The 21,171-nt window shown below is 43.7% G+C and carries 19 protein-coding genes and 1 pseudogene; 10 read left to right on the top strand and 10 right to left on the bottom strand.

Annotated elements, in window-relative coordinates:
- Nucleotides 1-133, top strand: a pseudogene (locus tag PY364_RS28410) (photosystem II protein D2); the annotation flags it as partial.
- Between the two features lie 101 nt (nucleotides 134-234).
- The gene (psbC, locus tag PY364_RS28405; RefSeq protein WP_275571056.1) at nucleotides 235-1,614 is read left to right on the top strand and encodes a photosystem II reaction center protein CP43; all 1,380 of its coding nucleotides are present in this window, start codon (nucleotides 235-237) and stop codon (nucleotides 1,612-1,614) included.
- Nucleotides 1,615-1,814: 200 nt separating this feature from the next.
- On the opposite strand, the gene PY364_RS28400 is transcribed toward psbC, so the two are convergent.
- Both PY364_RS28400 and PY364_RS28395 read right to left on the bottom strand, forming a co-directional pair.
- Nucleotides 1,815-2,435, bottom strand: a complete 621-nt coding sequence (locus PY364_RS28400) for a DUF3177 family protein (protein WP_275571055.1) — start codon at nucleotides 2,433-2,435, stop codon at nucleotides 1,815-1,817.
- A gap of 219 nt (nucleotides 2,436-2,654) precedes the next feature.
- Nucleotides 2,655-2,876 (bottom strand): Calvin cycle protein CP12, encoded by a 222-nt coding sequence (locus tag PY364_RS28395; protein ID WP_275571054.1) that lies wholly within the window; start codon nucleotides 2,874-2,876, stop codon nucleotides 2,655-2,657.
- Between the two features lie 372 nt (nucleotides 2,877-3,248).
- Here PY364_RS28395 and PY364_RS28390 point away from each other — a divergent pair, with 372 nt between their 5' ends.
- From PY364_RS28390 to PY364_RS28375, 4 genes are all read left to right on the top strand, one after another.
- Nucleotides 3,249-4,508, top strand: a complete 1,260-nt coding sequence (locus PY364_RS28390; protein ID WP_275571053.1) for an FIST N-terminal domain-containing protein — start codon at nucleotides 3,249-3,251, stop codon at nucleotides 4,506-4,508.
- A gap of 126 nt (nucleotides 4,509-4,634) precedes the next feature.
- Complete coding sequence (locus tag PY364_RS28385) at nucleotides 4,635-5,330, top strand: hypothetical protein (RefSeq protein ID WP_275571052.1); 696 nt, start codon at nucleotides 4,635-4,637, stop codon at nucleotides 5,328-5,330.
- A 159-nt stretch (nucleotides 5,331-5,489) separates the two neighbouring features.
- Entirely contained in the window at nucleotides 5,490-6,875 is a 1,386-nt protein-coding gene (locus PY364_RS28380) for a hypothetical protein (RefSeq protein ID WP_275571051.1), read from the top strand.
- Between the two features lie 35 nt (nucleotides 6,876-6,910).
- On the top strand, nucleotides 6,911-7,498 hold the full coding sequence (locus PY364_RS28375) for a Uma2 family endonuclease (RefSeq protein WP_275571050.1): 588 nt from the start codon (nucleotides 6,911-6,913) through the stop codon (nucleotides 7,496-7,498).
- Between the two features lie 200 nt (nucleotides 7,499-7,698).
- Here PY364_RS28375 and PY364_RS28370 read toward each other — a convergent pair whose 3' ends face one another.
- On the bottom strand, nucleotides 7,699-9,753 hold the full coding sequence (locus PY364_RS28370; RefSeq protein WP_275571049.1) for a flavin-dependent dehydrogenase: 2,055 nt from the start codon (nucleotides 9,751-9,753) through the stop codon (nucleotides 7,699-7,701).
- Between the two features lie 129 nt (nucleotides 9,754-9,882).
- Between PY364_RS28370 and PY364_RS28365 the strand changes: the two genes are divergently transcribed.
- Together PY364_RS28365 and PY364_RS28360 are read left to right on the top strand one after the other, a co-directional pair.
- Complete coding sequence (locus PY364_RS28365; protein WP_343279134.1) at nucleotides 9,883-10,212, top strand: hypothetical protein; 330 nt, start codon at nucleotides 9,883-9,885, stop codon at nucleotides 10,210-10,212.
- A gap of 324 nt (nucleotides 10,213-10,536) precedes the next feature.
- Nucleotides 10,537-12,525 carry an ATP-binding protein gene (locus tag PY364_RS28360; RefSeq protein WP_275571048.1) on the top strand — a complete coding sequence of 663 codons (1,989 nt, stop codon included), beginning with the start codon at nucleotides 10,537-10,539 and terminating at the stop codon, nucleotides 12,523-12,525.
- A gap of 41 nt (nucleotides 12,526-12,566) precedes the next feature.
- Here the strand turns inward: PY364_RS28360 and PY364_RS28355 are convergent, their stop codons facing one another.
- The 5 genes from PY364_RS28355 to PY364_RS28335 form a co-directional block, all read right to left on the bottom strand.
- Nucleotides 12,567-13,664 (bottom strand): M23 family metallopeptidase, encoded by a 1,098-nt coding sequence (locus PY364_RS28355; protein ID WP_275571047.1) that lies wholly within the window; start codon nucleotides 13,662-13,664, stop codon nucleotides 12,567-12,569.
- Between the two features lie 283 nt (nucleotides 13,665-13,947).
- Entirely contained in the window at nucleotides 13,948-14,589 is a 642-nt protein-coding gene (locus PY364_RS28350) for a hypothetical protein (protein ID WP_275571046.1), read from the bottom strand.
- 141 nt (nucleotides 14,590-14,730) lie between these two features.
- Entirely contained in the window at nucleotides 14,731-15,702 is a 972-nt protein-coding gene (locus PY364_RS28345) for a BadF/BadG/BcrA/BcrD ATPase family protein (protein ID WP_275571045.1), read from the bottom strand.
- A gap of 271 nt (nucleotides 15,703-15,973) precedes the next feature.
- Nucleotides 15,974-16,330, bottom strand: coding sequence for a zinc ribbon domain-containing protein (locus PY364_RS28340; protein ID WP_275571044.1), 357 nt, complete (start codon nucleotides 16,328-16,330; stop codon nucleotides 15,974-15,976).
- A gap of 17 nt (nucleotides 16,331-16,347) precedes the next feature.
- Nucleotides 16,348-16,533, bottom strand: coding sequence for a hypothetical protein (locus PY364_RS28335; protein WP_275571043.1), 186 nt, complete (start codon nucleotides 16,531-16,533; stop codon nucleotides 16,348-16,350).
- Between the two features lie 44 nt (nucleotides 16,534-16,577).
- On the opposite strand from PY364_RS28335, the gene PY364_RS28330 reads away from it, so the two are divergent.
- Together PY364_RS28330 and PY364_RS28325 are read left to right on the top strand one after the other, a co-directional pair.
- The gene (locus PY364_RS28330; protein ID WP_275571042.1) at nucleotides 16,578-16,901 is read left to right on the top strand and encodes a phasin family protein; all 324 of its coding nucleotides are present in this window, start codon (nucleotides 16,578-16,580) and stop codon (nucleotides 16,899-16,901) included.
- Nucleotides 16,902-16,991: 90 nt separating this feature from the next.
- Nucleotides 16,992-17,579 carry an FKBP-type peptidyl-prolyl cis-trans isomerase gene (locus tag PY364_RS28325; protein ID WP_275571041.1) on the top strand — a complete coding sequence of 196 codons (588 nt, stop codon included), beginning with the start codon at nucleotides 16,992-16,994 and terminating at the stop codon, nucleotides 17,577-17,579.
- Nucleotides 17,580-17,612: 33 nt separating this feature from the next.
- Here the strand turns inward: PY364_RS28325 and dnaB are convergent, their stop codons facing one another.
- Complete coding sequence (gene dnaB, locus PY364_RS28320) at nucleotides 17,613-20,195, bottom strand: replicative DNA helicase (RefSeq protein WP_275571040.1); 2,583 nt, start codon at nucleotides 20,193-20,195, stop codon at nucleotides 17,613-17,615.
- 440 nt (nucleotides 20,196-20,635) lie between these two features.
- On the bottom strand, nucleotides 20,636-21,094 hold the full coding sequence (gene rplI, locus PY364_RS28315; protein WP_275571057.1) for a 50S ribosomal protein L9: 459 nt from the start codon (nucleotides 21,092-21,094) through the stop codon (nucleotides 20,636-20,638).
- Between the last annotated feature and the right edge of the window lie 77 nt (nucleotides 21,095-21,171).

Genomic DNA, 21,171 nt, shown 5'->3' with positions numbered 1-21,171 from the left:
TGAGTTTGAAACGTTCTACACTAAGAACATTCTGCTTAATGAGGGTATCCGCGCTTGGATGGCTCCTCAAGATCAACCGCATGAAAACTTCATCTTCCCTGAAGAAGTTCTTCCTCGCGGTAACGCTCTCTAATATTTGAGATTTGGATTTCAGAGCAGTTTATAATCTGAAATCCAAAATCTGAAATCCAAAATCCAAAATCCAAAATCCAAAATCGCTGGAGGTTCTACCGAGTGGTAACGCTCTCTAATCCTTATTTAAGCGGCCGTGACCAAGATTCCACCGGGTTTGCTTGGTGGGCCGGTAACGCTCGCCTGATCAACCTTTCCGGTAAGTTGTTAGGCGCTCACGTTGCTCACGCTGGCCTCATAGTCTTCTGGGCCGGAGCAATGACTTTGTTTGAAGTCGCTCACTTCATCCCCGAAAAGCCCATGTACGAACAGGGCTTAATTCTCATGCCTCACATCGCTACTTTGGGTTGGGGCGTAGGCGCTGGCGGTGAAGTCACCAGCATCTTCCCCTTCTTTGTAGTAGGCGTAGTTCACCTCATATCCTCTGCTGTTCTTGGTTTGGGCGGCATTTATCACGCCGTTCGCGGCCCAGAAACCCTGGAAGAATACTCTCGCTTCTTTGGTTATGACTGGAAAGACAAGAACCAGATGACCAACATCTTGGGCTATCACCTAATTATTTTGGGATGCGGCGCTCTGCTGTTGGTAGCTAAAGCGATGGCTTTTGGTGGCTTGTACGACACTTGGGCCCCTGGTGGTGGCGATGTGCGGGTGATTACTAACCCAACTCTGAACCCTTCAGTTATTTTCGGCTATCTAACTCGCTCTCCCTTCGGTGGCGAAGGCTGGCTCGTTAGCGTCAATAACTTAGAAGATGTTGTTGGCGGTCATATCTGGGTTGGCTTGATTTGTATTGCTGGCGGTGTCTGGCACATTCTGACTAAGCCTTTCGGTTGGTCTCGCCGCGCTTCTATCTGGTCTGGCGAAGCTTATCTTTCCTACAGCTTGGGCGCTTTGTCGCTCATGGGCTTTATTGCCTGCTGCTTTGTCTGGTTTAACAATACTGTTTACCCTAGCGAATTTTATGGGCCGACGGGGCCGGAAGCTTCTCAAGCTCAAGCTATGACTTTCCTAATCCGCGACCAACGCTTAGGTGCAAACGTCGGTTCTGCACAGGGCCCGACTGGTTTGGGTAAATACTTGATGCGCTCTCCTACTGGCGAAATTATTTTCGGTGGTGAAACGATGCGTTTCTGGGATTTCCAAGGCCCTTGGTTGGAGCCTCTGCGCGGTACTAATGGCTTGGATTTGAACAAGATCAAGAATGATATTCAGCCTTGGCAAGCTCGCCGTGCTGCTGAGTATATGACTCACGCTCCTTTGGGTTCTTTGAACTCTGTAGGTGGTGTGGCGACTGAGGTTAACTCGTTTAACTATGTGTCTCCCCGTTCTTGGTTGGCTTGTTTCCACTTCGTGATGGGTTTCTTCTTCTTGGTTGGTCACTTGTGGCACGCTGGTCGCGCTCGTGCGGCTGTTGCTGGCTTTGAGAAAGGTATTGACCGGGAGAATGAGGCTGTGCTTTCTATGCCTAATCTTGATTAGGTTTTTTGATTGATTAGAAGGCTCCTGTTTAAATGACAGGAGCTTTTTTTTAGGGGCTAGGGGCTAGGGGCTAGGGCGTGTTTTCAAACTACTTACCAATTACCAATTACCAATTACCCATTAGCCATTAGCAATTAGCAATTAGCAATTAGCAATTAGCCATTAGCCATTAGCCATTAGCAATTAGCCATTAGCCTTTATCATTGTCCTGTAGCCGATCGCCCCTGTTTCCCCAGCTTGATTAACACAAAGTAGCTTAAGTAAATTACATAAACCACTAAACCAACCAGCCCCAAAAAGCCCAAAAATTGGACATTTCCATTGTGGTGAAAAATATCTTTATACATCCAAGGCGCATCTAGCCAAACTCGGCAAAATGGCTCGTCCATCAATTGACTTTGAGATTTGAAACTGCAATTTATAAAGGGAATTTGCGCGATCGCACCTAAAGCGCTATAAATACTAACAGCCCAACGCCACGAAGTAAAACTCAGTTTCAGCGGCGACTGTGGGCGATCGTCAATTTCTTCATTAATATCTACCCAAAACCAGAGAGACACAGGAATCAGCGCACGAGCCAACAACGATGTTCCAAAACTTATAGGTAAAGCGGCAATCATCAGGTAAACTGTAATTGCTAACAAGCTGGCTACCCGCCAGTAAATAGTTAATAAGCGTACCATTGCATCAGCTTTTTCCACAAAAGCCCAAATCAGTAAAATTAGCGGCATCAAAACAGTAAATAGCACCGCTAGCCGATAATCAGTCCAGACTAGAGGTTGAAACCAAGGCGAAGTAGCAGCAAGTAAAAAGCTCGACATTTTCAAAGAAATTTAATCAGATATTTTTGCAAAAAATCTACTAAACAAATAAAACAAGCAACTGGAATACTTTTCTCAAATCCCAGTTGCTTGCTAAGACTTGCCAGCTTTAGGGTCTAAACATCGCTCCGTAAGCCTTCAGCTTAATTTAGTTGTCAGCATCAAAGAACAAGTTAAACTCCAGAAACAAACTAGGCTAAGAGCTGACAGTTGGTAATTCTACTCCTCATAGAGTCTGCACTCAGCCGCATCCGGGTTATCGTCGCAATATTTCTCAAAGGAATTCTTAGGTTTACTTTGCTTTTGGTGGGAAGCTTCAGCTTGCAGTTCTTCAACCGCATCCCAGGCTGCTGCACATTCACCTGAAGTACCGCCTTTAATATCGCATACAGCACGAGCGTTTGCGAGTTCTTCGTCAATTTTTTCTTGGATGTTATTCATGGATGTTGTCTCAGTCACTTTAATCATTAGGAGATTAATCACTAGGAGAAACTTCTCCCGCCTGAAAGTTGGTTAGAGGTTCCAGTTACAGATTGGACTAAATTAGCCCATCAATAGTAGCTTTAGAAGTGCTACTCAACTATTCATACATTAAGTTGGGGTGTCACAACTGTATTAAGCTTTATCTTTTAAGATTTTGCCCAAATCCAAGTTGACATCTCACAGACTTAACAGATCCATAGGTTAACTTATCTTAACATAAGATTTCCCAGCACGGGATCTACTGCGATCGAATCGCTCTTACGGCGGCATAACCAGGTTAGCCTAGTGAGAAGAGCAAATTGTAAGCAAATAAATTATAGGAGTATCAAGATGTACGCGCCAAGCGAAATGCAGTGGGTCAGCGCCTTATCAACCCGTCCTTCCTTAGAAGCTGCTCTCAAAGAAGTTGTAGAACAAGCTCAGCAAGGATTACAGGGGCAGGCAGATTTGGGGTTGGTGTTTATATCGTCTGCTTTTGCCAGCGAGTATTCTCGCCTGATGCCCTTGCTACAAGAACATCTACCGGCTGCTGCGATCGCGGGTTGCGGAGGCGGGGGCGTGATTGGCATGAACAGAGGGGGCATAACTGAGGAAGTCGAAGGCTCGCCCGCCCTAAGCCTAAGTCTGGCACGTTTACCGGGGGTGAAAGTACAAACCTTTCACATTGCAGCAGAAGAACTTCCAGACATGGACAGTCCCCCCGATACTTGGGTGCAGCAAATCGGCGTGTCCGCCCAAGAACAGCCCCAGTTCATCTTACTAGCCGATCCCTTTTCCTCAAAAATTAACGACCTACTCCAAGGATTAGATTATGCCTATCCCGGTTCGGCCAAAGTTGGGGGACTTGCTAGCGGGAACGGAATGGGGAGAAGTGCAGCACTATTTTGTAACTATCGACTTTACCGAGAAGGGACTGTTGGGGTAGCTCTCAGCGGCAATATAGTTTTGGAAACGATTGTAGCTCAAGGCTGTCGGCCCATTGGTCAACCCTATAGAGTCACAGAAGGAGAGCGTAATATTTTGCTGGGGCTTGAAGAACAAGAGAGTTTAGATCGGCCAATCGGTAGCGGCCGCAAACAATCGCCTCTAGAAGCTTTGCGAGATTTAATTTCTACTCTTAGCGAAGAAGATCGGCAATTAGCCCAGCACTCTCTATTTGTAGGGGTAGTCAGAGATGAATTTAAGCTGAAATTAGACCAAGGAGATTTTTTAATTCGCAATCTGTTGGGGGTAGATCCCAAGGTAGGAGCTATTGCGATTGGCGATCGCGTCCGCCCCGGTCAACGCATCCAATTCCATCTCCGCGATGCCCAGACCTCCGCTGAAGACCTAGAAATGCTACTTGCTCGTTATCAGCGGGAAGCACCCTTCAACCCAGCCGCCGCCAGAGCCGGTGCTTTAATGTTTTCCTGCATGGGGCGAGGTGAAGGCCTTTACGGTGAACCTAGTTTTGATTCCCGTCTGTTTAGCCGCTACTTTAACAATATCCCCCTTACAGGCTTTTTCTGTAATGGTGAAATTGGCCCCGTCGGTGGTGGTACATTTCTGCACGGTTATACTTCTGTATTTGGGATTTGCCGTCAACCTTAGACGCGGTAATTATAAGTTTTGACTTTTGAATAGTTGTTAACTGTTAACCGTTAACCGTTAACCGTTAACTATTAACTGTTAACATTCCCTCTTTTTAACTACTGCACCTGATAAATTACAAATATTATGAAACCAAACAAAGAACAAAAATTAGCATTGCACAAAATGTTTAAAATTGGCATAGACAGAGCCGTTGATATGCTCAATTACATCACAGAAACGCCGATTTTTTGGGAGCTTTACCCTCTAGAAATATTGTCGCCCCAGGAATTACAATCTGAACTAGAGGAAGGCCTCGGCACAGAGCGGATTGTAGCAATGGAACTCGTGTTCAGTGGAGAATTTCAGGGCAGCGCTCAGTTAGTTTTCCCCAAAGATAGCGCTGCTTTGCTGGTCAATGCAATTGCAAGTGAAGATCGCCGCACCCTTGACCAAAATGCCTTGAGAAAGGAAACTTTGACTGAGGTGGGAAATATTTTCTTTAACGGTATTATGGGAGCGATTAGCACAGTTGTTGAGCGGGGAATTACCTATATGCTACCGAGTTATCGAGAAGGGACGGTAAAGCAATTGCTGTCGGAAAACAACTCTGGCGTTTACGCGATCGCCTTGCTCGGTCACGTACAATTTAAGATAGAAGAAGCTCAAGATCAAAGTAAACAACAACTCCACAGTTTTAGTAAAATATTGCCATCAAAATATGTCAAGTTGTTTGTAGATAAATCTCAATCAGGAAAGAATTTGATCTTTTTCTTGAAAGTAGATAGATTAGAAAGTTTGTTGTCAAATATTAACAACATTTCTGAATATTTTGACGCTTAAATTAGTAGCGCCGCTGTCCGGCTGTACTGGAACCACTGAGAGGAGAGCGCTACATAAGTAATATGTAACTGCTGCGTACTCGAAAGTCAAAGTCAGATAGGTTGATTTTTTGAGTAGAATTCAGTAAAATCCAGAAACAGACAAGTTGGGATTAAACTTATGCCTGAAGCTGATCCTTCTGGAAATCAGCCCCCGCGCTTCCTGACTATCGAATCTGACCCTAGCGTTTTGAACTCAACTACTCCTTCCACACTGACGGATATGGCAGAAAATTCCGAGGAGTCGAAAGATACCCAAGCAGCAAAACTAGCCACCAACCGACCAACTATCGTGGAACAGCCAGAAGAAGACTGGGAAACAGTCAATTTCCCCAACGCCATTAGTGTAGATGCAATTCCCACAAAGTCTGTTAAAGGTGGGAAATTGAAAAAGGAAACAGGAGAATTGTCAGCTAGAGCGATACCAACTGATTCTCCTGCGCCGATATCCCCTTGGAAAGTTAGCGATCGCGAACAAACTATTCATTTTTCACCAGACACTCAAAGTAAAGCGGAATCTCCGACAACTTTGGTTCAAGCCTTACATGAGTGTAACCGCGATCTAATGCAGCGAATATCGGAGCTAGAAATAGCACTGATTGAATCTCAAAACGCACTACAGGCGAAAGAAACCTTGTTAGAGCAAAGGATTGCTGAACTAGGCGATGCTCAGGAGCAAATGACCAAGTTTTTTGGCAAACAAGAACAAGTCAATCAAATCATCCAGCGCCAAGAAGTTTTAATAGAAACCTTAACAGAGCAGTTGCAAACCAGCCAAAAACGCATTGCTGTAATCGAACGGGAATGTGCTTTAACTCAGCAGCGTTACAGCGAACAGCAACATCTAGTAGTACAAACAGAAAATAGTTGTCGGGAACTGCGATCGCGCCTACATCGCCAGCAACGCCACACCCTACAATTCAAAGCAGCTTTAGAGAGGTATTTAGAAATGCCTCACCTGATTAAGTCAGAAGTCAAAACTCAGATACCTGAAAGTGTAGATAATGATGTTCGCACCCAATCCGAAGCTGTTATTACTACACCCAAAGGTCAGAATACAGAAGCGCAATTGAAACCTCAAGCTTCACCCGTTAAACCTTGGTCAGGACAACCTGGACAGATTACAGAAAGGCCAGCCTCAGAAGAGCCAATATTACCTTTTTCCCAGGAGAATCCGATTGTTAACACATTATTAGAAGCCTCCAGTAATCAATTGCAGGAGGTCGAAACTTACTGGCATATAGAGCCTACAACAAGCGAGAATCCATTGCTCAGTGCTGAAGCTGAACCGGAACTGGAAGATAGTCCAAATCCCAATGAGTGGGAAGCATTTAGAGCATCACCATTTTCAGATTCAGCCGAAACCCCCTTATCTGAAAATCCCCAATGGATAGCGGAGCCGATTTTTGTTGGGAAAGCTGACTGGGTAGCATCGATCACCTACTCGCCTGGCCCTGGTAAAAAGCGGCGATCGCTAGCTGAAATTGAATTACCCAGTTTTAGATAGTGGTTAATAGAATCATCCCAACTACACCAAATGTTATGACTGCTATAACCCAACATTTTACTCTAGAAGAATATCTGCACCATAATGACGGCACAGATATTCTCTATGAATTAGTTAAGGGAGAATTAGTCTCTATGGCACTCGGAACTGGAAAACATGGTGAAGTTATTGATTTTCTTAATACTCAATTTCGCAACGAGATTGCTAGAATTGGACGGGATTGGGTATCTAAACAAACGGCGATCGGCGTTCAATCTCCTCGCGGCGATCGCTGGGATACGGTTCGCATTCCCGATGTAGTTGTTATTCCTAAAGAACAATGGCGAAACTTGCAAAACCGCGAAGCTGTTATTCTCCTCAATGAACCGCCACCGCTTTTAGTCGTAGAAGTTGTTAGCGAATCAACTAAAAGTATCGACTACCGCGCCAAACGTGCCGAATATTGTGTTTTAAATATTCTTGAATATTGGATTGTCGATCTTTTACAAACAAAAATTACTATTTTTACTCTTTCTGAAGGATGGTATGAGGAAGCTGTTTTTACAAATAGCGATCGCCTCATTTCTCCTACCTTTGCCGAACTTAATCTAACAGTTAATCAAGTTTTACAAGGTGAGATTTAATTTACGCTCTGTCATTGCGAGCTCCGCGAAGCAATCGCCTAGTCTCTGCGATTGCTTCGGGCTTGCTTCGGAAGCCTCAGATTGCTTCGTACCTCGCAACTGCGCTTCGCTTGACGCGCTTCGCTTGGCTCGCAATGACAAGTATTTAACAGGACATGATATTACATAAGTTCACCAATTACCTATTACCCATTACCAATTTAATTTTGTGGTCTTCCGATCCCGTCAGTAATGGCATAGTTGAAAGCCTTTAACCACAACCAGAAAGAAGGATAGCGGGGTTCCAACCAAGGCTGAGTTTTCCGAGCCAAATTTGGGAGCCATCCAAACAGCCAACTAGCCAAAGCAAGTACAGTAAAATTAAGATAACTCCGCAGCCAACGTAGAATATCTTCCAAGTCCACAAAATCCAAAATCCAAATTAGAAGAGAGGGATTTTTGAGCGCTGCTTTCACAGCAAGTCCATTAAAAGTTAGCCAATCAACCCGGTCTTTGATAAACTTTTCTGCAACTGCGAGATCGGTGCTAGCCAAGACTCCAAAAAACGTATTCAAAATCGAATTAATCCGCGCCGGCGGTAAGAAACTACCCGTCGGTACCATCATCCCTTTAGAAAAAAGCCAAGTCACAGAGACATTACTCTGATAGGCGCGAATTTGATTTAAATGGTGGGCCTCAAGTAAATCATGCTTTAAAGCAGCATCCAAAAGGTCAGTTAAACGGGAGAGATTGCGAACTAAAGAGCCAAAACCAGTGAAAACTAGAGGAGATTGGAGAGAAGCTGCATCACCGATCGCTATTAGTCTATCAAAAGCAACAGTGCGATCGTGACTTCCCGAACTAAAATGCCCCGGAATGTAACCAAAAGTCGGCTTTTTCCAGGTCAACTTGTCTAAATCGCAGCGACGATACTCTGGCAAAATCGCAAAAAAGTCCTCATAAAGCTCCAATAAAGAGCCTGGATTGTCAACATTGACCTGATGGTAATGAAACAAATAGATCGTAATTTCCGAACCCGCACCGGGAAACAACTCCCAAATTAGTTGACGGCCTCGCGAAATATCCCCATGAGAATTGAGTACATCTCCATAATCAGAATCCCATACTCCAGCCTCAAAACCTCCGTCAATTACGGCTCCCACCGTCGGACAAACACTATCAAAAGTGTGCTCTCCGTTAAGTTGCCAAGCAATAGGAGAAGCACTCCCCATCGCATCCACCAGTAGGCGACCACAAGCTTGCCGCTCAGATTGGCTGGGCTGATGATAAGCCTGAACTATAACTTTTTGAGGTTCCACATCTGCCCGGACAAAATCAGTTTCGTCCCAGATTTCACCACCAGCTTCAGTAAACTTAACTCCCGATAAATAGAGAAGTTTTTCAGCATCTAGGGCTACATTCAGTACCCTTGGTGTATGTAAAACTTGAGCTTTTGCGATCGCGGGATTGTTAGCATCAAAAAACTTGCTATAGCCATCTTTATACTCTCTGGCAATGAAACTTTCCACTTCCGCAGCCGTAAACAAACCCAAATCAATTAACTTTTGGAGTTCATCGCGAGAAATATTCCACTCTCGATTCATCCTACCAAAAGGCAACCTTTCCAACAGCAGCACCTTGTAGCCCAACCTAGCCATAACAGCCGCATGGATGATTCCTAAAGCGCCTCCCACATAAATCAAATCATAGAAACAAGTATCAGATTCCCCGTAATTCCCTCTTCCTTCTTCCTTCTCCCCTCTTCCTTCTTCCTTCCTAAACACCACCTGCTTCGGCGTTTGAGGATTGCGAACACCTTCTCGCCAACGCCTTTCCCACCAATAAACGCGCTTGAGGTCGTATTCCCCTTGAGGCATTTTCTGAAAGTATTGAACAGTAAGGGGGTAGTGTGGGGCCAAGGCCTCAAAAATCGACTGTTGGGATAAATCGATGACTGGTGGTTCTGGATATTGATAAGGAAACTGATTTCTCAGAGACACTGTGAGGCGATGGAGAAACTGCGTTTCACCGCTGGCGGGTTTGTCATCGAGGCGAAATACTTTTAAGTATGTGGTTCGCTGCACTGACCACAGGAAAACGGAAATTTCTACCGATTCAGGATTGGCAACTTCTGCTGTTGTTGTTCCTAAGAGTAAGCGAAAGCCGTCAGGAGTAATAATTTTCTTGCCAACTCCGGTCTCAAATTCGTGCTGCAACCAACTGCATACAGCTTTAGTCTTAGGAGTTGGGATTTCTAGATAGAGAATTTCTTGCATTTTACAATCTCAAACGTGAAATAAATTCATAAAAATAGGGGTTGACACAGGAGAAAAGTGCGCTATACTCCACAGATACTAAGTTATTTTTAGAAAAATTTACAATTCTCTCATATTCTTACATTTTTTATGCGCGATACTCAAGTTCGCTCCTCGGTGTCCGATGCCTTAGACAGCGGCGGTAAACCGTCTCATCAGGCGTATCCTGCTGCGTCAATTACCATAAATTATCCCATCCCCACGAACCCTCAAGAAATGATTGCCCTACGACAACAGCGGGTTAATGAGGAATTGGTGGCAACTGCGATCGCAGGCGTTATTAATATAGCCCGTTCTAGGCAACAGTCTCTAGATGACCTCAAAGCTGAGGTGCTAGAGGAGGATAATTTTCTGGATTTGTCTCAGCGCCGTCGCTTATGGGACATTGTTTCTCAAGCTTGGGACAATTTACCCAGTTAGAGCTATAACTGATTGAAGAAGGGGCTAGGGGCTAGGGAAAGAAGGGGCTAGGGGCTAGGGACTAGGGACTAGGGAAGAAGGGAAGGAGGGAAGGAGGGAAAAAGGGAATATAAGTAAATCCACCTAATTAAAAATAAGATAAGGATGGCTAAAAAACTGACTGTATAAACATTCTTCCTTCTCTCCTAAATAACTAAATCCTTCTTCCTTCTCTCCTAGATAACTAAATTTTTCTTCCTTCTTCCTTCTTCCTTCTCTCCTAGATAACTAAATTTTTCTTCCTTCTTCCTTCTTCCTTCTTCCTTCTTCCTTCTTCCTTCTTCTATGAGCTTTAGTAAAGTTAGCCAGGTTCACAATAATTTTCAGAAAGAACAACGAAAAAAGAGAAAAGTAACTACTCTTTTACTCCTGGCTGGATTCACTTTGATAGTCAGTGCTGCGGCGATCGCTAGTTATCTGATTATCTATGAATTGCTGCTGAGCACTTCCAAAGAGAAAGCTTTATTAAAAGTTCAGCAGGGTAGTGGGGAAATTGATAAGTGGTTAGAAACCCGGAAAACAGAAATAGCAACCATTGCTGACACACCAACCTTGGCAACTATGGATTGGAATGTCGTTGAACCCTATCTTAAATCCCAGGTCAAACGGATCGATGAATATCGACAGCTTACTATGGCATTTCCTGACGGTTCCCGATTCAATACACAAGTAGGAAAAGCTAAAGGAACTGTAGCAGATCGCCCTTTCTTTTTATCGGCAATGGCGGGAAAAGTTACTGCTAATGACCCAGTAATTAGTCGTTCATTAGGACTAGCCCAAATCCAAATTGGTGCTCCGATTGGCTCACCAGAAAAACCTTTAGGAGCTTTAGCAGGTAATATTCCAATCGATCGACTCCTTAATGTTATCCAAAGTCTGCAATTAGGTCAGGGTAGTTATGCCTTTGCTCTCAACTCTGAGGGTCGAGTAATTGTTCATCCCGATCCGTCCTTAAGAGGAACTACAGAAAAACCAGCTACTAGCTTATTAGAAAGCAAAGACGTTAATTTAGCAACCCTCGCGCGACGGATGGTGAACAAAGAGCAGGGAATTGAATTAATCAAAATTGATGGCATCTGGCAATATGTAGCTTATACCCCTTTACAGCAGGCAAATTGGTCTGTAGCCTTGGTTATTCCGCGTCCAATAATTGAATCTTCCCTGGATGCTTTGAATCTCTTAACACTAATTTTAGGGAGCGTGCTAATAGTAGCGATTATAGGAGCATGGAGACAGGTACAACTCTCGGAAGAAGCACAAGCAAATGCGGAGGAAAAATCTAAACTTTATATTCAAACTCAGGAACAAGTCGAACTTCTAAATCAATCTCTGCTTCAGCAGAAACAGATGGAAAATCAACTTCGGCAGCAAACGGAGTATTTAGAACAAACGCTGAGGGAATTACGACAGATTCAAGGCCAACTCATCCAAAGTGAGAAAATGTCTTCTTTAGGTCAAATGGTAGCTGGGATTGCCCATGAAGTAAATAATCCGGCAGCTTTTATTTACGGTAATTTGTCTCATCTCAGCCAATATACCCAAAATTTACTAGAGCTAGTAGAACTCTATCAACAGCATTATCCCATTCCGGTGTTAGAAATTCAAGCCAAGTCAGAAGAGGTCGATCTAGAATTTCTTAGTGAAGATTTATCGAAATTACTTACATCTATGCAAGTAGGTGTGGAACGAATAAGTGATATTGTCAAATCCCTACGAAATTTTTCTCGGTTGGATGAGTCGGAAGTTAAGGCTGTGAATATCCATGAAGGTCTTGACAGCGCCCTGATGATTCTTCAGAGTCGCATAAATGGAAGCTCGAAATATACTGGTGTTGAAGTTATCAAAGAGTATGGCAATTTGCCGGATATCGAGTGCTATGCAGGGCAACTTAATCAGGTATTTATGAATATTCTGACGAATGCTGTGGATGCTTTAGAAGAGCAGCGTCAGGTGGAGAAAAAGATAATTAGGATTACTACGAGTTTGTATAAATCAGATTTAGTTAGAATCTCGATCGCGGATAATGGCTGCGGCATGACAGAGGAAGTAAAACAAAGACTATTTGACCCATTTTTCACAACTAAACCCGTAGGTAAAGGTACGGGAATGGGGCTATCTATTAGTTATCAAATTGTGACGATAGAGCATCGAGGGCGATTGTATTGTATCTCAGAACCAGGAGCAGGAACAGAGTTTTTGATTGAAATTCCACTCCATCAAAATTTGGCGATTGAAATCGCACCTACACAAACGAAGTCCGCCTACGCGGACTAAGAAATAATGGGGTATTTAAGCTGGATTTGGTATAAGATTAATTAACGCAATTCTACTTGCCGTTTCAAGTCAATTAACACTTTATCTCCGCGTTTCAATTGGTACTCTGCTCGCCAAATTCCAGGGGTAAGTGTGGAATTTCCCCGATTTTTTTTGCCAACGTAACTGATCCAGGCGCGGCTGGAGGATTTTATTTCATTTGTATTTTCTCCAATAACTTGACCATTGGGGCCTAATAACTTGTAATATTCGCGATCGCCCTGAAGCACTCCAAAAGCTTGCACCCAAAATAAAATAGCTGGACTATTTACAGGAAGTAGCGTTTCAGAAAATTTCCCTTGCCAGACAGCATTCATATCTGGTACCTGACTAGAAAAGCCAGCCCGGATTAAACCTGTGGGTACATAATTTAGTGGCAAATCCCAAAGTGGGTTCCGGGTAACTTTGCAGCCAGACTGAGAATCTATACCTACAAAGGGATCTACCGCCTTGCCTTGGTAGCGGATAGTTAAGTGAACGTGGGGAAAGGAGGCTAAACCAGATTCTCCTACCATGCCCAAAACTGTGCCTTTTTCTACCTGCGTCCCGGATTTAACAACAACACTGCCTTTGCGGAGGTGGCAATATTGAGTTTCCCAACCGTTACCGTGATCGATTACCATGCCATTGCCGCATTCAATGCCTTGGACTTGGGTTTTAGTGGTTTGATCCTCCACCCGCCGATCCTCAACTCCGTCTCGCGATCGCAAAACTTTGCCAGCAGCAGCAGCTTTAACGGGGACACCTAATGCCATTGCTTTCTCATCGGGGATGCCGAAGTCTGTACCGTCGTGGCCGTCGTAGGTTTGACGACCACAACCAAAGTCAACGGCTGCTGGACTAGGATCTCTGTCTACATAGTGGAAAATGTAACAGTCTTTGCCCAGGGTGCAGCCGATTGGTGGGGCAAATTTTAGCGTGGCTGGGGATGTATTGGGTTGTTGGGTAACTTGGGAAGTTTCAGGCGATCGCGCAACAGTTGCTTCAACCTGCGGTGGATTAGCAGTACTGCTGGTTGTCTTGCCAAAGCAGCTAGAAAGAACTACCAGCGTAACGGCTAGGAGGAACTTAGAAATATGTTTCTTGGATAGTAAAATCATGGATCTATCTACTTGATTTAGCAGGTATCGTAAAAGAGGAACAAAGCAATCTCTACTCACAACTTCCCCTAGATGCGTTCTACTAATAGCGGGATTTGTGTGGCTGATTACCTGCATTATCACTTTGGAAATATCCAAGGAATTGCAAGCTCAAGGCTTGATTTCTAATCAAAAGTTTATATCTTCAGATAATGGGTAATTGGTAATGGGTAATGGGTAATTGGGGAGAATGGGGGATTTACCTCCCCATCCTCCCCATCTCCCCCATCCTCCCCATCTCTCGTTACCGCAAAACGAGCTCAGAGCGTACTGTTAATCCTAAGTCTTGTTCGGGACGAATGACGACGACATCAACTTTTTTGCGGCCGAACAATACTCCCGCGATCGCGCCAATACCTGCACCCCCTAAAACCTCTTCAGTGGCGATCGCTTTGTCTCCTGTAACCCCTGAAATCGCCGCCGCCGCTGCTGCGCCAATTGCTGCACCTTTGGCAATGGAACCTACATTAGCTCCTCTTTCTACAGTTTCAGTTCTGGTGACAACTCTGGAAGTTGCATTAATACGATAGCGCTTGTTGCGCCCTAAAAGCAGTTCTTTGGCAACAAATTGCGAGCCTCTTCTAGCAGGTTGTAGTTGACCGACAATTTGACTACCAGCGGGAATCAATACTCTACCCTGAGACGATCTAATATCTCGCGCAACTGTTAAAGTTACAGGTGCAGTTTCGTCGGGAGTGACGATAATTTTATCCTTTTCGTAGTTAACTGGAATAGTCGTACCTGCGGGAATTCTAGCATCAATGTATGGCGAAATACGTTGAGCTGTAGCCGGAGCAGGCGCAACATTTGGTGCTGCGGCTCCAACTAGGATGCCTAATGCTAATATTGCCACTGTTCGCGATCGCCATTGATTAGAAGTAAACATGAAAACTGTCTCCTTGCTAGCAATCTAGAGTAATTAAAGACGCACGGCTGATAAATTAGTTGCTGAATTGATTGTTAACGGTTAACGGTTAACTGTTAACGGTTAACTGTTAACTGCTAATTAAAAGCAGTACATACCCAATTAAGAACTGTTATATCGATTGAGAGCGCTTAACGCTAATAGCCCTGCACCAGAGGCCGGTTCATGGCGCGGCCAAATTACTGTTGCTAAGGGAGCGATCGCACTTATATAATTTTCAAACTTCCCTCGCAAATTTGCCGTACCTTCCCATGCACCTCCTATAGTAACAATTTCATAGGCTTCTGTTTTGTCAAATAGGGCTGAAATCGCCACTTTTGTTGCTAAGGCTAATTCTGTGGCGGCGCTTTCAATGATGTTTAATGCCTCGCGATCGCCTGCTGCTGCTTCTCGGTCTACAATCGGTGCTAAGGCCGCAATTTCTTTAACTCCCCACCCACGCCGATAGACGACTTCCACTAAATCTTCTATGTTTTTTAGATGGAGATGAATTTTAAACTGTTCTGTCAGAGTGGTAAATTCTAAGCGCCCGTCAAAAGATTTTAAAGCTGCTTTTAAGCCTTGAATTGCTATGTCATAACCGCTACCCTCATCGCCTAAAATATATCCCCAGCCGCCTACTCGTTTAGTTTTCCCCTGATGGTTTTGGCCGAAAATATGAGAGCCAGTACCAGCAATTACAGCGATACCTATGGGTTTGCCGATGCCACCTACTAAAGCAATTTGGCTATCATTACAAATTAAGGTATTTTCAGGTTTTAATAACAATTTAATTGGTAAGTTGTCGCATAATTGTAACTTTTTTACCAAACTTTCTACAATCTTAATATCTTGTGAACGACCAACACCAGCCAAGCCCAAACAAATCGCTTCTATTGGTAAATATTTGTCTGCTTTTGTCGATAAAAATGCCTGTTTTATTGCTAATTTAATCGATTGTTCTGCTGTTTCAATGCCTACACTTTGATAATTGGACGGGCCAGCCTCACCGCGTCCAATAATTTTACCAGATTTGTCCATTAAGATGCAAGTAGTCTTAGTGCCACCGCCATCGATTCCTAACACATTGCTCATGGTAATTGGTAATTGGTAATTGGTAATTGGTAATTGGTAATTGGTAATTGGTAATTGGTAATAGCTAATGGCTAATAGCTAATAGCTAATGGCTAATAGCTAATAGCTAATGGCTAATGGCTAATAGCTAATGGCTAATGGCTAATAGCTAATAGCTAATAGCTAATGGCTAATGGCTAATTACCCATCCTCCCCATCTCCCCATCTCCCCCTCTCTTTCCCTAGCCCCTAGCCCCTAGCCCCTAGCCCCTCTTTTCCCCCTTCTTCTTAATTAAAGAGATAGTAGTAGGCTGATAATTACCAAACCGAGTAAGAATAACCAGAATATATTACGCTGACACCAGCTTTTCAGGATTTTGGGCCAACCGCCACTAATGTATTGACTGCTGAGGGGCAAAATTGGTTCAGAGCGATCGTGATAAAGGGTACAATCTTTGGCAAAGGGGCGTTGGGGAAAGTTACAGGTGTCGTCTTCGTGGTAGAGACAGCTAGTACAGAGAGATTCTTCTCCTTGAGCACGGTGCAGAGGAATACCCGGATGACCGTATGCTTTAAGAGGAGTTTGGCAGTGAGGACAGGCGATCGCAGAAGCGTCTACAGGTTGGCTACAACGGGGACAATGTGGCATGGTGAGGGTTTTTCAGTTCAAAAGCGAAAATCAAAAATCCGCAATCTGTATGCTTTGAGGGTAGATATACTGGCGGTTTTCCGAACATTGACTTCCAGGCTGGAGTCGCAGGCGATCGGTAGATACCCCACAATAGAAATGTAGGCCAACTTTGATTTAACTTCAATTGTACAGATGGCTCGATCGCCTTTGTACGCGGCCAAAGGTGAGAGTACCCAATCAATCCTCCCAATAGCAGCAAAACCTTATGGATAACAGTAACTTACTCAAGCAACTGATTATGCTCGGCATTGGTACTACTTCCCTGGTGACGGAGAAATTACAGGAAGTGAGCGAGCAATTGGTTCAAGATGGCAAAATTAATTCTGAGCAAGCCCAAACCTTAGTAGATGATATGATGCAACAGATCAAATCGGAGCAGGGTAACTGGGAGGCGCAGATGCAGAGGCAACTGCGGAATATGATGCAAGATATGGGAGTCCCCCGTCAGTCAGAAATGGATGAGTTGCGGGGACGGCTCGACCGTTTGGAACGTCAGTTGCGCGATTTGGAAAATCGCCTCTGGCGTTGAGTTTAGTGAGAGCGATTGAGTAATTTTTGTTGTGTTTGCAAGCGGAGCTCAAAGATGGGATTATTTCACTGTAATAAGGAGGATTGAATTTTGCAAGGAATTCTGATCAGCTTGGGGGTAATGTTAGTATGCTGTGCGGTGCTGGTAATCTCTCAATTTAGCGGTAGCCGACAACAAGCCATTGCAGCCGTTATTAGCAGACCTCAACCCCAGACTGTTATCAAGACTGAGGTTGAAGCGTCTTTAAATCAAAGCAATTTGTTAGTAGCTGAGGCTACAATACCTGACGCACCAGCTACTATCGCTGGCAATAATATGACTGAAAATACTGAAAAAACAATTACTACGCCTTCGGGTCTGAAATACACTGAAATCAAAGAGGGAGATGGTGCGGAACCCAAAACTGGCCAGACGGTTGTAGTTCACTATACGGGGACTCTGGAAAACGGAACTAAGTTTGATAGTTCGCGCGATCGCAATAGTCCTTTCCAGTTTAAAATTGGCGTGGGTCAGGTAATTAAAGGTTGGGATGAAGGCGTGGGCACGATGAAAGTTGGCGGCCGTCGCAAGTTAATTATCCCCCCCGATTTGGGTTATGGCGCTCGTGGTGCTGGTGGGGTAATTCCTCCGAATGCGACTTTAATTTTCGATGTGGAATTGTTGAAAATCGCTGGGTAGAATTTAATATCTGGTAGCTCTTGGTTTTGGAAATTACGACCGTCTGGGAGCTGCCAGATTACGAAATCGAGTAAATTGTGGATCGAATATTAATTTGACTATCCCTGTAGGCCCATTCCGATGTTTTGTAATGATAACTTCTGCAATGCCTCTGTCGGGTGTATCGGGGTTATAATATTCTTCGCGGTATAACATAATCACTAAATCCGCGTCCTGTTCAATAGAGCCCGACTCTCTCAAATCTGACATCATCGGTCGCTTATTTGTCCGCGCTTCTACGCCTCTACTTAACTGAGATAAAGCAATAATTGGAACGCTGAGTTCCCGCGCTAAACCTTTCAAACTTCGGGTGATTCGAGATAATTCTTGCACCCGATTATCGCTACTTCCCTCCATTAATTGCAAGTAATCTAGCAATATTAATCCCAAAGCTCCTCCTTGTTCTGCTTGCAGGCGGCGAGTTTTAGACCGCATTTCTGTAACAGTAAGATTGGGAGTGTCATCAATGAAAATTGGCAATTCTGATAGTGAACCAATGGCGCTACTTATAGGAGCCCATTCGTTTTGACTAATTCTACCAGAACGCAGGCGATTACTTTCGATTCCGGCTTCACTGGAAAGGAGGCGCTGTACTAGCTGTTCTTTTGACATTTCTAAGCTAAAAATAGCTATGGGTAATTTCATCGCGGCCGCGATATTATGGGCTATATTTGTACAGAATGCAGTATTATGAACGCAGATGTCATTAGCAACAAAATTGTGGGTTTCTGGAATAGTTAAATCATAAACTTGTTTGCATCCCATCGGTTCAATAGAAACAATTTCATCCCAGTAAATATCGCTAGTTGCTAATTGCTGTAAAGATAGATTTTCTAAAGTAGTTGCTAGAATAAATAACCTTTCTCGCGATAGCGAACGCTTGCCTACATGAATATTTGTATAACCTTTAATTTCTGCCCGCCTTGCTAAAACCGCCCAAGGTTCACTGCCTTTGGCTGCGGCGATTTCTTCCCAAATTTCAATTGGAATTAAATCGCGATTCGTTTGATACTTCTTATTAGCTAAGGCTTCCTGTACTTTTCCTAAAGCAACTTCTTTGCCAAAAATACCAATATCTGAAATAAATGTTTTGATGGATTGGGCATCAGTAATATCTAATTGCCAAGCTATTCTACGAGTATTGTTATATTTAACATAGCGCCTTCTAAGCGCAGCAATTATCCCAAATCTTAGTAATAAATGTTGTATTTGTCTAGCTAGTGTTTCGCTAACTGAGCAATAGCCTAATTGTCCCTGACCGCTAGTTAAAACTGTTGCCCAACCGTCTGTTGAAAATAGACGGTTAAGGAATAAAGCAATTTGTGATTTATCTAACCTAAATATGAGAGATGGTACTGTTTTATTGCGAGCATCTTTCTTCCACATTTCTAGTTGTTCTAGCCATGCAGTCAAAGGATTTTTTTTGCCCTGGCTTAAAGATACATAAAGGGTTGTAGCCTTATTTTCTCTTACATCTTGGCGAACTTTTAAATCAGCAAATTCTTGAGCAGCTTGAGTAAAATCTGCTTGAATTAAAGGATGATTATTAATAAATTCTGGTGTTGTATCTACCAGACAACCATCTCCAATTAAATAAGCCAATAACTTAACTTCGCAGGGGCGAATTTTGTCAGCACCAAACACATCAATTTTTCGAGGAACAGCAACTTTATCACCAACCTTAAGTTCCCCAAGTTGTCGCCATCCTTTAATAGTTAAATAGGGGTGAGTAATGGTAGTTTCTACAAACCGCCCAAGTTTGGTAGTTACACGAAATGTGGGTTTGATGCCATCATCTATAAAGGCCGAGGGTTGAGTTAGATAAAATTTCCAATCTTTGCCCAATGTTAATAATTTTGCTTGATGTTCTTGATGTTGCTGATAGATATCTTGAATGGTGGAAATACTACCATCTTTTTGTACTATGAGAGTATCAAAAGCAATACACTTTCCCATTGATGGCCTAGCAGCAACGATAATTAAATCGGAACGCTGGAAGCCTCCGGTCATGGCATCGAGGTCGTAAAAGCCGCAGGGAATGCCGGGTAATGTTAAACCTTCATTGCGATTTTCTAACTCTTGCGAGATGACGTTTACAGTCTCGCTGATGGCCACTAAATCTTGCTGCGGACGGTCTTGAGTGATGTTAAATATCTTTTGTTCGGCTTTGTCTAAAACTATTGGTAATTCTGTGGCTGTCTCGTAACCTAATTGGACAATTTCGTTGCCAGCGTGAATTAATTTGCGGCGAATATGTTTATCTTCAACTAATATGGCATATTGGTCAATATTGACTGCTGAAACTGTGCGTTCTGCTAGTTGGGCTAACTTGCTTTGTCCACCTATTGACTCTAATTTGTTGCGGTCGGCAAGCCAGGTGGTGAGGGTCATTAAGTCTGTGGGTTTGCCTTCAAAATAGAGGTCGAGGGCGGCTTTGTAGATGATTTGATGGGCGGTGATGGCAAAATATTCTGGGCGAAGGAGTTCGGCAATTCGTGAGATGGCTTCGGGGTCAATTAGTATGCCTCCTAAAATTGCTTCTTCTGCTTCTATATTAGTTGGCATTAATTCACTCATTTGTCACCTGAAGAATAATGGGTAATGGGTAATGGGTAATGGGTAATGGGTAATGGCTAATTGCTAATTGCTAATTGCTAATTGCTAATGGCTAATGGCTAATTGCTAATGGCTAATTGCTAATGGCTAATTGCTAATGGCTAATTGCTAATGGCTAATTATAGCAACCGCCAAGGCAGTTAGGACACTCGCTCATGGCCCAAACCATTAACTCTGTTCCCCTCTTTCCCTTCTTTCCCTAGCCCCTAGCCCCTAGCCCCTAGCCCCTAACCGCCCTGGCGGTTGCTATAAAAGCCTTTATGAGCTGACTAAAAACTTGCTATAAACATAGGGTGGGCATTGCCTACAACTTTCTCTGTCTATAATAATTTACAGACTTCTTATTGGCAAATGCTCACCCTACAAAGATAAAGTCGTCACTAATTAATGACAATTAACAACTAGAGAGACACGACTTGAATTTCGATTTCGGCACTAACTTCTGCGTGAAGTTTGATTTCAGCTTTGTAGGAACCTGTTTTGCGAATTTCAGGTAAGTGAATACCGCGTCTATCAATTTCTTGTCCGGTGGTGTTGAAAATCAATTCTGCCACTTCTTGGGTGGTGACTGTACCAAAAATGGCTTCGGCTTCGCCGACTTGTTTGGAGATGATGAAAGTGGGGGCGGATTCGAGGGCTTTTTTGCGGGTTTCAGCTTGTTGCTTGAGCTCAAGCTGACGCTGCCTTTCAGCTTCTCTACGGCGTTCTACTTGCTTGAGGATGCCTGGGGTTGTCCGATAGGCGATTCCTTGGGGTAGTAGGTAGTTGCGGGCGTAGCCTGGGGCTACTTCTACTAGGTCTCCAACTTTTCCTAGTTTGGTGACATCCTTATTTAAGACTAATTGGACGCGCTTGCTCACGGTGATTCCTGTATTTTTGTAACTCGAACTCTTTATATTATCGAAGTTTGGGTGGCGATCGCAAGGGGGCGGGGGAG

Source organism: Kamptonema sp. UHCC 0994 (assembly GCF_029167235.1).
Lineage (GTDB): Bacteria > Cyanobacteriota > Cyanobacteriia > Cyanobacteriales > Microcoleaceae > Kamptonema.
This window is presented reverse-complemented; position numbering and strand designations above follow the sequence as displayed.